The sequence below is a fragment of the Streptomyces marokkonensis genome (assembly GCF_008312835.1).
In the GTDB taxonomy this organism is placed as follows: Bacteria; Actinomycetota; Actinomycetes; order Streptomycetales; family Streptomycetaceae; genus Streptomyces; species Streptomyces marokkonensis_A.
This window is the reverse complement of record NZ_VSKS01000043.1, coordinates 1-12802: the sequence shown is the minus strand read 5'-3', so window position 1 is coordinate 12802 and position 12802 is coordinate 1. Positions and strand designations below refer to the sequence as shown.

The 12802-nt window shown below is 70.6% G+C and carries 4 protein-coding genes; 1 reads left to right on the top strand and 3 read right to left on the bottom strand.

The features are described from left to right. The coding region (locus F1615_RS35220; protein WP_244328974.1) for an acyl carrier protein at positions 1-730 on the top strand (730 nt) is incomplete at its 5' end. A gap of 88 nt (positions 731-818) precedes the next feature. On the opposite strand, the gene F1615_RS35215 is transcribed toward F1615_RS35220, so the two are convergent. The 3 genes from F1615_RS35215 to F1615_RS35205 form a co-directional block, all read right to left on the bottom strand. Then, positions 819-5390 carry a non-ribosomal peptide synthetase gene (locus F1615_RS35215; protein ID WP_149553108.1) on the bottom strand — a complete coding sequence of 1524 codons (4572 nt, stop codon included), beginning with the start codon at positions 5388-5390 and terminating at the stop codon, positions 819-821. Positions 5391-5458: 68 nt separating this feature from the next. After that, positions 5459-9652, bottom strand: coding sequence for a non-ribosomal peptide synthetase (locus F1615_RS35210; RefSeq protein WP_149553107.1), 4194 nt, complete (start codon positions 9650-9652; stop codon positions 5459-5461). Between the two features lie 98 nt (positions 9653-9750). After that, positions 9751-12802, bottom strand: a 3052-nt coding sequence (locus F1615_RS35205; RefSeq protein ID WP_149553106.1) for a type I polyketide synthase, incomplete at its 5' end; no start/stop codon positions are given.

The window sequence follows — 12802 nt, the reverse complement described above, 5'->3', positions numbered from 1 at the left end:
CACCCCCACCCACACCACACTCCACCGCAACCACAACGACCACCACCACCTCCTCACCACCCTCGCCCACCTCCACACCACCGGCCACACCACCACCTGGCCCACCACCACCAACAACAAGACCCTCAGCAGCAGCAACACACCCAAACTCCCGACCTACCCCTTCCAGCGGGGAGCCCATTGGCTCACCTCCGTCGCCCCGGAAGAGGCGCCGGCTCCCGCCGTCGACGCGTTGACCCACGAGACCGTCCCACTGCTGGTACGTACGCATGTGGCCGCTATCACCGGTGCCGACGGTCCGCGCGCCGTGGACGGATCGCGGACCTTCAAGGACCTCGGGTTCGACTCGCTGGCGGCGGTCGAGTTCCATCGACGGATGTGCGCGGCGTCGCGCCTCGCGCTCGCGGCGTCGTTGACGTTCGACCACCCGACTCCGGACGCGGTCGTCGCTCACGTGCGGTCCCTGCTGTCGGCCCCGGGCAAGGGCACGGCGGAGCTTTCGCCTCTCCTGTCCCGGCTCGACGGCGTACGCGAGGTGCTGGCCGCCTCCGGCGACGGCCTCGACGAGGCGGCCCGGGGCGTGGTCGCCGCCCGGCTGCGCGAGCTGCTGGGGCTGTGCGAGGGAGAGTCCGAGGGCGGGGCCCCGGCGCACGGCGGTGCGGAGCATCTGCAATCCGCCAGTGACAGCGAGGTACTGGACTTCATCAGCAAGGAACTGGGCATCACCTGACCGCGGCACCGCACGACCGCCCCGTCACGGCGGAGCGCCCCTCCCGGATCGTCCGGGAGGGGCGCTCCGCCTGTGTGTCAGGCCGGGTTCAGAGCGCCCGGCGGGCGGTGAGTTCTCCGCACAGCTCCGCGATCGTCGGATTGTCGAAGAGCAGGTCCAGACCGTTCTCCTCCGCGTCGTCGAGACCGAACTCCTCCTGGAGCCGGCCCAGGATGGTCACCGCGTGCAGCGAGTCGCCGCCGAGGTCGAAGAAGTCCTCGGTGACGCCGAAGCCGTCATGGCCCAGCGCGTGGCTCCAGATGTCGAAGACCGTCTGCTCCATCGCGTTGCGCGGGGTGACACGCTCGCTCTTGGCGGCCTCCTCCCACGGCGAGGGCAGCGCCGACCGGTCCACCTTGCCGTTGGGCGTAAGCGGGAGGCCGTCGATGACGATGATGTGACGCGGCACCATGTAGCCGGGCAGCAGCTCCTCCAGCCCGTGGCGCAGCCGATCCGGGTCCGGCCCCGTCCCGGCGGCATCGCCCGGCGCCTGGCCGATCAGAACCTGCTGACCGTGGAAGTCGACGGAGGCGTCAGGACCCGGCACCGCGGCGCAGCGGGTGAACCCGGCGGATTCCAGGTGCCGCTGCCACTGGTCGACGGTGAGCAGCGGAAGGCGCTGCCCGTCGTGCTCCCGGGCGAGAGCCTCGATGAGGCCCACCGTGACCATCTGCTGCCGTGAGTTGACGGTACCCTCCAGGAGCACCAGCAGCCCGCCGGGTGCCAGGACGGAGCGGAGCCGGGTCAGGCTCCACTGGACGTCCTTGGCGTCGTGCAGCACGTTGGCGGCGATGACGACATCGACCGAACCGGGCTCCACGCCCTGCGGCGCGGGCTCGCGGTCGATGTCGAAGGTCGCGTACCCCACGCGCGCGTCGTGCCGGAAGCGCTCCTCGGCACGGGTCGTGAAGTAGCCCGACACATCCGTGAAGGAGTACCGGACGCCGTCCTCGGGAAGCTGCTCGAGCACCTGGGCAGTCGTGGCACCCGTGCCCGCGCCGACTTCGAGGACCCGTACCGGGCGCCCGGCTTCGCCGCGGCTCTCCACGAAGGCGCGGACTCCCTGGGCCAGGACGCCGTTCTGCAGAACGGACACCGCGTTCTCGGCGTACAGCGCGTCCGTGAGTTTCCGGTCCTCGTCGCCCGCGAGCAGCAGCTTGAGCGGGCTGGTCCGCCCGCGCAGTATGTCGACCTGCTGCTCGACGCAGGCGGCGAAGTAGTCGCGGAGCACCGCCTCGCTGCCGCCGAATTCGGTGGCGGCCAGGGCACCGTGCAGGCGGTCCGTCAACTCGTCGGCGTCCAGGGGCCGGGTGCAGACGTACGTGCCAGGTGCCGTGCCGGAGCGCAGTACGCCCTCGGCGCACAGGACGGACAGCCAGCGCTCGACGAGTTGGCGGTAGCCGGGCTTGATGCCGCAGCGGGCGACGATGTCCGCCGCGGACGCGGCGTTCACGGCGGACGTGAACAGGCCGAGGCGGGCGAAGGTGCGTGCCATCACGGTCGGCGCGATGTCCTCCAGCGTCTCCAGCATGCGCCGGTACTCGGCGAGTTGTGCGGCCAGCTCCAGTGTGCCTCGCCGCACACCCGCCTCGCAGGCCTCGACCACCGTCTGCCAGGCCGCGGCTTCTTCCTGCGTCCGCGGCGCGGCGACGGCTGCCGTCACGGCCGGCACCACGTGGGCGACGAGCTGCCGGTGCCCGGTCTTCGGGCTGGTGTCCACCCCGGCCACCGCGTCCGCCACTCCCGGCTGCCGCAGCAGCGCGGAGGTGATCTCTCCCAGCTCGATGCGGTAGCCGTTGACCTTGACCTGGAGGTCCTCCCGTCCCAGGAACTCGATGTCGCCGCCCGGCAGATAGCGGCCCAGGTCACCGGTGCGGTACAGCCGCTCTCCGGTACGCGGGTGAACCACGAAGCGCTCCGCCGTCCGCTCCGGATCGCCCCAGTAACCGCGGGCCACACCCACACCCCCGATGAAGATCTCACCCGTCGACCAGACCGGGCAGGGCTCGAACGACGCGTCGTACACGTGCAGTGTCTGGTTGGCGAGCGGCTTGCCGTACGGAATGCGCGACCAGTGCAGGGGAACCTCGCCGATCGGATAGCACACCGACCAGATGGCGGCCTCCGTGGCGCCGCCCAGGCTGACGACCTTCGCCTCGGGGTGCCGACGGCGGACCGCGTCCGGCAGCGCCACCGGTATCCAGTCGCCGCTGAGCAGGACCAGGCGCAGCGTCGAAGCGGGGAGTTCCGCCTCGCCGTGGCCTCCGGAGTCCACCCAGGCCTGCATCAGCGCCGGCACCGAGTTCCAGAGCGTGACGCCGTGCCGTTCGGCCAGGTCTGTCCAGTGTGCCGGATCCTGAGTGCGTCCGGGGGCCGGCAGGACGACGCTGCCCCCCGCCGCGAGCAGCCCGAACACGTCGTACACGGACAGGTCGAAGCTCAGCGACGACAGGGCGAGCACGACGTCGCCGGGGCCGACCCGGAAGCGGGCGTTCATGTCCAGGACCGTGTTCACGGCCGACCGGTGGTCGATGGCCACACCCTTGGGCCGGCCAGTGGACCCCGAGGTGTAGATGACGTACGCCAGGTGGTCCCCGGCGGGCATCACCTCCACGGGGTCCGTGCTCGCCGCCGCGACCTCCGGGTCGTCGAGCGTGACCACCCGCACGCCGTCGGGCCACCCCGCCTCGTCGCGCATCTCCGGCGAGGTCACCACGATCCCCGCCCCCGCCTCGCCGAGCAGCTGTTCACGCCGGGCCCGGGGCCAGCCCGGCTCGATCGGCAGGTAGCCCGCCCCCGACAGCTGTACGCCGAGTACCGCCGGGACCTGCTCCCAGCCCTTGTCGAGAACGACACCGACGAGTGTGTCGGGAGCGGCGCCGAGTTCCTTGAGACGGCGTGCCAGGCGGCGCGCGTGCCACACCGTCTCGCGGTACGTCAGCTCACCCGTCTCACTGATCACGGCCACCGCGTCGGGCGTCTTGCGCGCCTGTTCCTCGACGAGCGCGCACAGGCTGACCGCCCCCGGCAGTTCGGCTGCCGTGTCGTTGGCGGCGGTGCGCTCGCGCGACTGCCACGCGGGCAGCCGGGCGGGCGAGCCCGCCGTGTCCCACAGCTCCGGTTCGTCGACGAGGCGCCCGAGAGCCTCGCAGTACACGGCGAACATGTCGTCCAGCATGCCGTCGGGGAACAGCGCCTCCACGCTGTCCCAGTTGAACAGCAGCTCGCCCTGTTCCTCCGACGTCTGGTGGTCGAGCCACACCTGAGGAGTCTGCGTCAGGCCGTGCACGCGTTCACCGAAGAAGCGAATGCCGTCCGCCGGGTCCTCGTCCGGCGAGCCGAGTACGAGCGCGCTCGTGAACACGACCGGCATCGCCGAGGCCGCCGGTCCGCCGCCCAGCCGTTTGGCCCGCTCCCGCAGCACCCGTACACCGTTGAACGACATGTGTTCGAGATCGAGCATCAGCTGCGCCTGCAGCGCCTCCACCCGGCCGGCGAACGCGGAACCGGACCGTGCCCGGTTCTCCAGCATCGTCAGCGTCGTGAAATCACCGATCACGTCGTCGATCTGCGGGTGTACCGGAGGCCGGTTGAACAGGGTCAGGTTCAGGGTGAAGTCGGGCTGCGCCGACCACATCCGCAGCACGTCACCGAACACGGTCATCAGCACTGCCGACGGTGTCAGCCCGCGCCGCTTGGCCGCGTCCTTGAGCGTGCCCCACCGCTCCCGGGTCAGCCTGCTCGCACGCCGCGTGAACTCCGTACGCGTGAGCTGACCGGGCTGCACCGCGAGAGGCAGCTCCGGGGCGGCCGGCAGCGTGTCGAGACGCCGCAGCCAGTACTCCTCGTCCTTCTTGTAGCGTGCGCCGCTGCGCCCGGCCTCCTCGTGCAGGACGTAGTCGCGGTACGACAGAGACAACGGCTCGGGATTCCTCTGCGGGTCCTCGTAGAACCGCCGCCACTCGCTGAACAGCACGAACAGGCTCAACCCGTCCAGGATGAGCACGTCGATGCCGATGTGCAGCCGTGTCCGGCCGCCGTCCAGGAGACAGGCACGGACGTCGAACAGGGGTGCCCGGTCGGTGGGCAGCACCTGGTGATCCATCGTCGCGCGGATCTCCTCGACGCCCGACTGCTGTCCCGCCTCGTCGAGTCCCCGCAGATCGCGCACCGCGATCTCGTACGCGGGTACCTCCGGCAGGATCCGCTGCCGGCCGTCCGGCTGGATGACGGCGCGCAGCATGTCGTGCCGCGCGATGACCTTCCGCAGGCTCGTGTTGAGGCGTTCCACGTCCAGGCCCGTACGCTCCAGCTCGAAGTAGAGGTGTGTGGAGACACCGCCCAGGTCGAGGGCCGAGCCGCGCCCCACCCAGTAGGCGTGCTGGATGTCGGTGAGCGGGAACGGGTCGTACCGCTCGTCGGGGCGTGGGACGAGGCCTGTGCCCTCCTCGGCCGTGTGACTGCGCCGCAGCAGCGCGATCAGCTCGTCCTTGCTCCCCTTCAGTCTGTCCCGCAACTCCTCGGTGAGTGATCCGGTGGGCGCCACGATGTCCAGACGGCCGTCCGTGAGTCGCAGTTTGATGCCCCGGCGGCGTAGCTCGGACAGGAGTTCCTGTGCCATCTCGCGTCTCCTCAACAGTCCAGTGTCGTCAAGTGGTCATGTCCGTGCGGTGCGGATCTTCGGGTGGGTCAGGACCGCAGCAGCGTGTCCGCGACGGTGGCGAGCGCCGACGGGTCGGTGAGCAGCGTGTAGTGGGAAGCCGGTACCGACACCGCGCTCGCGCCCCCGTGCGTGCAGCGGGACCAGCCCCAGTCCGGAGCCGCCGCGTCAGGGTGCCCGTCGAACTCGCTGACCCGGCCGAGCTCCGCGCGCACCACGCTCACCGGTGCGTTCACGCTCTTGGCTTCGTAGCTGTTGCAGGCCCGCACCACACCGCGGAACACGGCGAGCGCGGAGACCAGGTCGGCCGTGTCGATCCCCGTGTCGGGCAGGCCGTTGTCGTGCGCGAGTGTCAGCGTGCGCGCGATCCGGTCGCTGTCCCTCATCCCGTCGAAACGCCGCACCTCCCGGACCGGCGCGTGCCCGGGCAGAAGACCGATGCCCAGGTCCTCCAGGAACCACACCAGGAGCTGGGCCTCGTCGACCTCGCGGGTCAGTGCGGGGGCGGGCGAGTCGAGTACCACGATCCGTTCGACGGCCTCGCCGCTCTCCTCCAGACGCCGCGCCGCCTCGAAGGCGATCACCGCCCCCGACGACCAGCCGCCCAGCACGTAGGGCCCCGTCGGCTGCACATCGCGCAGGGCGTCGACGTACAGCGTCGCCAGCTCCTCCACGGACTCGAGCGGCTCCTGCCCGGTGGCGGGCCCCGGGGCCTGGAACGCGTGCACGGGGCGGTCGAGCAACTCGGCCAGCTCCCGGTAGCAGACGACGTTCCCTCCGGCGGGATGCATCAGGAAGTACGGTGCCCTGCTGTCGCCCGGCTCGCCCGCGCGCAAGGTGACCAGCGGCGACCAGTTGCTCCGCGCCCGCAGGGCGTCCGCGAGGCCGGCGATCGTACGCCGCTCGAGCAGCAGACCGAGCGGCACCCGGCACCCTGTCCGTTCCGCGACCTGCCGCAGTACCCGCAGCGCGGCGAAGGATTGCCCGCCCAGATCGAAGAAGTCGTCGTGCACGCCGATCCGGCCGACCCCGAGCACCGCCTCCCAGACCTCGCTGAGCAGTGACTCCAGCGGCGTTCCGGCCTCGGCGGGTTCCCGCTCCTGCTCGCCCCGGAGCAGCGCCGTCGCCTCCAGGGCACGTCGGTCCACCTTGCCGTTGCCCGTCAGCGGCAGAGCCTCCAGCACGCAGACCCGGCTCGGCACCATGTAGCGCGGCACCCGGCGCGCCGTCTCGGCGAGCAACGTCCCGACGAACGCATCCTCGTCGCCGTCCGCGGCGTCCGCCTCCCGCACGGCGAAGGCCACCAACTGCCGTCCGGAACCGGCGTCGGGGGCGACCACCGCCGCCTTCCGCACCCCGGGGCAGGCGAGCAGCGCATGCTCTATCTCCCCGAGCTCCACCCGGAATCCCTGGATCTTGACCTGGAAGTCGGTACGGCCAAGGAACTCGATGTCGCAGCCCGGCAGATAGCGACCCTGGTCACCCGTGCGGTACAGCCGCTCCCCGGTCCGCGGATGCCGGACGAACGCCGAGGCCGTCTTCTCCTCGTCCCTCCAGTAACCCAGCGCCAGCCCACGCCCGCCGATGTACAGATCACCCGGCACCCACACGGGAGCGTCCCGTCCCGACGCGTCGAGGACGTGCCAGCTCTGTCCGGCGAGCGGACGCCCGTACGGGATGCTCGCCCACGACGCGTCCCGTTCCTCGACGGGGAAGCAGATCGACCAGATCGACGCCTCGGTGGCACCGCCCAGGCTGATCACCCGCGCGTTCGGGGCAACCTCACGGATACGGTCGGGCAGATCCACCGGGATCCAGTCACCGCTCAGCAGCACCGTCCGCAACGACGGCAATCGGACACCGGCCGCAGCAGCCTCCTCCACGAGCAGTTGCATGACGGCGGGCACCGAGTTCCACACCGTCACCCCGTGCGAGCGAACCGACTCGATCCAGGAGGAGGGATCGGTCTGCGCGGCGGCGGGCAGCACGAGCGTCGCGCCGGCCGCGGCCACCCCGAAGACGTCGTACACCGACAGGTCGAAACACAGCGACGAGACCCCGAACACGACATCCGACGAGGACACCCCGAAACGGTGGTTGACGTCTGCGACCGTGTTCAGCGGGCCACGGTGATCGAGCATCGCGCCCTTGGGACGGCCCGTCGACCCAGACGTATAGATGAGATAGGCGAGATCCTCGTCGCTCGCGGCACCCTCGGGCACGGTGCCCGCACGTGCCCCGTCCGGCTCGCATTCCTCGACCGTCACCACCGGCGTGCCGGCCGCACGCGTCAGCCGCGCACGCAGGCCGTCACTCGTCACCACGGCCGCGGCCGCGGTGTCCGCCAGGACGTAGCGCACACGGTCCTCCGGCCAGTCGGGGTCGACCGGCACGTAGGCCGCACCCGCCCGCAGTACCCCGTGGACGGCGGCGATCTGCTCGGGACACTTCGGCAGCGCCACCGCCACGACGTCCCCCCGGCCCGCGCCACGCCCGGCGAGCCGGGCCGCGATGCTCACGGACCACAGCTCCAGTTCGCCGTAGCTGAGCGACGTCTCGCCGGTCACCACCGCGGGAGCCTGCGCGCGGGAGGCCGCCTGCCGGGGCAGCAGGTCACTCAGGAGACGGACGGGCGGCGTCGGCGCGGCCGCCAGTGCCTGCTCGTTCACGCGCTCGCGCTCCGCACGCTGAGCTGCGGGCAACAGATCGAAGTCCCGGACGGACCAGGCGGCATCGTCCTCCGCCAGGCGCGTGATCAAAGACTCGTACGCCTCCAGCATCACGTCGATCAGCCCGTCCGGGAACATCGACTCGATGACGTCCCAGATCACCCACAGGCGCCCGTCGCGCAGCTCCCAGAACTCGGTGTCGAGCAGGGTCTGAGGGGTTTCCAGCAGGCTGTACCGCGGAGGATCGGCCGGACCCACGAACAGCGCACTGCCCACCGCGAAGGGACATACCGCGCTGCCCGGCGTACGACGCACCTGATTGAGCCGCTGCAGCACCTTGCTGCCGCTCCAGTAGGTGTGCTCCGTATCGGCCATCACCTGTGCCTGCAGCCGCCGCACCCGGTCCCCGAATCCTTCCCGGTGCCGCCAGTCGACCTCCAGCGGATACAGCGAAGCGAAGTTGCCGAGGATGTCCCGTATCTGGGGATGGATCGGGAGACGGTGCGTGATCATGTTGTTCAGCAGGAAGTGACGTGATCCGCTCCACTGCGCGATGACCTCCGCGTGCGCGCCGAGCATCACGTTCGTCAGCGTCAACCCCCGGGCGTCCGCCTGCGCCCGCAGGGACTCCAGGATCCGGGGCGCGAGCAGCAGCTCACGCCTCGACAACATGGAACGCACCTGGCGCTCCGCTCCGCTCACCAGAGGGAGTTCAGGCGCACCCGGCCACTGCGCCATCCGGTCGCACCAGTACTTCTTCGACACCTGCCCGAGCGGCGACTCCTCCAGCTCGGCGAGTGCCAGCACACAGTCCCGGAAGGCCACCTCCAGCTCCGGGAGCTCCTGATCCGGGTGGTGGTAGTAGTGCAGTGCGTCACTGAGCAGCCGGAACGCGCTCGGGGCGTCGGCGAAGAGGTTGTTGTTGTTGTAGTGGAACCGGGCCCGGCCGTCACCGTAGAGACTTACGTGGGGCGCCATCCACGGCCACCGGTCGTGCGGGGGCTCCTGCCTGCGCATCGTTTCGCGGGTCCGTTCCATCCGCTGCTCTGTCACCTCGGCGGGCAGACCCCGGAGGTCGTCGACCGTGAATTCGACAGGAGCGGGATCGCGCACCGTACGCAGCAGCATGTCGTCACCGGCCACCACGATGTTCTTGCGCTGACGGCGCACCGCCCTGTTGAACGCCTGCTCGAAGCGAGCAACGTCCAACTCGTCGAACTCGAACTCGCCGTACTGATGCGGCCGCACATAGAACTCGAAACCCTCACGGCTGCCCATGATGAAGGACTGCTGAAGATCCGACGGGGCAAAGGGCTCATGGAGCCGCTCCGCGTCGTGCCGCACAGTCGGCAGTTCACCGTCCGGTGCAGCGGGGCCACCCCGCGACCGGGCCAGCCAGGAGACGATCTCCTGCTTGTGCGTGACGAGTTCCGCACGCAGTTCGGGTGTCAGACTTCCACGTGGCGCCTGCACCTCCAGGCCGTCGTCGCCGTCGAGCTTCAGTTTGATACCCCTGCCGGCCAGTTCCGTCAGCAACGACGAAACCAGGGCCATGCCTCCCGTGCTCACTGTGAAACCTCTCTCCTCGGGGCGTCCGCTCGGTGTCTCGTGCTCCGCCGCATCAGCCACGCCGCGGAGCGGGCCGGTTGGGTTCACAGCGTCAGCACCTCTGTCTCGGAGTCGTCCGGACCGGCGTCGTCGACCGCCAGCACGCTGCGGAGCGCGATCTGACGACAGACGAAGTCGGCGATGTCCTGGGCCGTTCCCCCACCGAACAGCAGGTCCGACGGCACGTCGGCGGAATAGTCCGCGAGCAGCCGACTGCGCAACCGCACCGTCGTCAATGAGTCCAGGCCCAGCACGTTCAGACGCGTCCCGGCGAAGGTGCCGCGCAAGGCGTCACGCTCCGAGTCGGAGAGGCCGAGCAGGAGCGCCACACTCCCGAGCAGCTCACCGAGGACCACGTCGCGAGCCTGCGACGGGTCGGCCTCCACCAGCGCGGCCAGTTCGTCGGCCGAGGCCGGGGCGATTCCCCGCTCCGTGCGCCCGCCCTGCGGACGCAGCGCGTCCAGCAGGGTGTACGGCACCGAGCGCGCCGCGACGGCCGCATACCGGTGCCAGTCCATTCGGGCCAGACCCAGATGCGCCGACGCACCAGCCCCGAGGCGCTCGAACGCCTCGAAGGCCTGCCGCGGGTCCATCGCATCCACACCGGTCGCGGCCAGGCCCTCCAACGAGCCGCCGCGGGCGGCCATGCCGACCTCGGCCCACGCGCCCCAACCGACGCTCAGTGCGGCCAGCCCACGGCTCGTGCGGCGGGCGGCGAGGGCGTCGAGAACCGTGTTCGCCAGGACGTAGGCCGCTTGTCCCGCGGCGCCGGTCAGCGACGTCATCGAGGAGAACAGGACGAACGATTCCGGCTCCTGCCCCGTACGCGCGCACTCCTGCTGCACATGCCAGGCGCCCCGCACCTTGGGATCGAGGACCTGCTCGACGCGGTGCCACGTCAGCTTGTCGAACACCGCGTCGTCCGTGACCCCGGCCAGATGGAACACGCCACGCAACGGCGTCGACTCCCACCGCACGGACGAGAAGAGCCGTGCGACGTCGTCGCGACGCGCCACATCGGCCTGCCGCACCTCCACCCGCACCCCGCCCGCGCGCAGGGCCACGATCTCGGCCGGTACATCACCGTCAGCGGGGGCATGACGCCCCACGAGGATCAGCGACCGTGCGCCCTGCCGGGCCAGCCACCTCGCGACCTCGAGACCCAGCCCTCCCAGACCACCGGTGACCAGGTACGTCCCGTCGGGCCGTACGGTGACGGCCGGCCGGCCACCCACCAGTTCGCCCTCCGTGAGCCGCGCCTCGTACCAGCGCCCGCCGCGAACCGCCAGATGTCCGGCACCGGGCAGCAGAGCCACACGTCCGAGCGTCTCGTCGAGTGACGGCACGGGCCCGGCCGGATCAGTGTCGACCTGGACGCACTTGATGTCGGGGTGATCAGAGATGACGGCCTTGGCCACACCGGTGAGTACGGACTGCGTGAGCACCGGGGTCCCGGCCGCGCCGGGTGTGCCCGGCACCGCCGCAGCCCCCGCCGAGCGGATGACGACCTGGGACCGGTCTTCCCCATGAGCGCGGAGGAAGTGCTTGAGGAGGAGGAAGGAGTGCCGGGCGAGCCGGTAGACCCCGTCCACCCCGTCCACTCCGTCCTCGTCGGCTTCCTGACCGGCTTCCCGACCGGCATCCCGATCGGGTTTCCGATCGCGTTCCGGACCGGGCGCGTCCGCCGCCGCGAAGGCCGTCGCGTCCAGCACGAGTCCTGCCAGTCGCGGCCGCGCCCCGCCACCGTGCGAAGGCAGCGCTTCGAGCGCTTGTGGCAGGCGTTCACCGAAGAACTGGTCCAGGTCGAGCTCCGAATCCGGGTCGACGGGCAGGAGGGGCCCCTCGGCGCCCCCCGAGGCGAAGTACCCGTGCCAGGCCGCCGGACCGTCCGACGCACCACCGTGCCGGCCGCTGATGACCAGCCACTCACGGTCGGCCTCCGCCGCGGGTCCGCCCACCGCCTCGGGTTGCGCGAACGGCTGCCACTCGATCTCGTACCGACGAGGACGGGTGACCGCCAGGCCGCGCAGCGCGTCGACGGAGACCGTACGGAACCGAAGTCCCTCGATCGTTACTACGACCTCGCCCGAGTCCGCGATCAGGTCCAGATCCATCGAGCATTCGCCGGCCGCGCCGACTCCGTGCCAGCGGGCATGGCCCCACACCCGCGAGGGCAGCTCCCCGTGCACAGCGACGCGTTCGAGTCCAACGGGAAGCCGAAGTACCTCCTCGCCCTCCGTGAACATCGCGACGACGTGGAAACTCGCGTCCAGCACCACTGGGTGCAACGCGTAGGCACCGGAGTCCCGCCCGGCTTCCCCGACGTCGATCAGAGCGAGCGCCTCCGTTGCGCCCCGGCGCAGCACCTGCTTGAGCCCACGGTACGCAGGACCGTACTCGACGCCGATGCGCCACAGGCGTTCGTAGAGACCGTCCGTGTCCGTCGCCCGCATCTCCCGGCGCAGCGACTCGAGGTCCACGCGCGGCAGCGAGGAGTCGGCGCCGCGCGAAGCGCGGCCGACTGTCGCGTGCTCGGCCCACTGCACGTCCCGAGCTCCCCGCTCACTGCCGTCGGGCCGTCCGAAGCAGCGGACCCGGTACCCGTCTCCCTCGCTGACGACGGACACCTGCACCTTGACCGGAACGTCGGCACCGAAGTGCAGGAACTCGTTGAAAGAAACGTCCTCAAGGAGCAGCCCGGGGAGTTCGCCACCGGCAACGGCCCGCACACCGGCTAGGGCCCATTCCAGCATCGCCGCAGCGGGCATCACCGCCGTGCCGGCCAGTTGGTGCTGTTCCAGGAACCAGGGCCTCGTGGCTTCCAGAACCTGGGAGAAACGGTGTTCCTGGGTATCGGCGAGATCGAGCGCGCTCCCCAGGAGAGGGTGGCTGTTCGGGGATGCGGTGGTGGTGGGTGGGGTGAGCCAGTGGGTGTGGTGTTGGAAGGGGTAGGTCGGGAGTTTGGGTGTGCTGCTGGTGTTGTTGGTGGTGGTGGGCCAGGTGGTGGTGTGGCCGGTGGTGTGGAGGTGGGCGAGGGTGGTGAGGAGGTGGTGGTGGTCGTTGTGGTTGCGGTGGAGTGTGGTGTGGGTGGGGGTG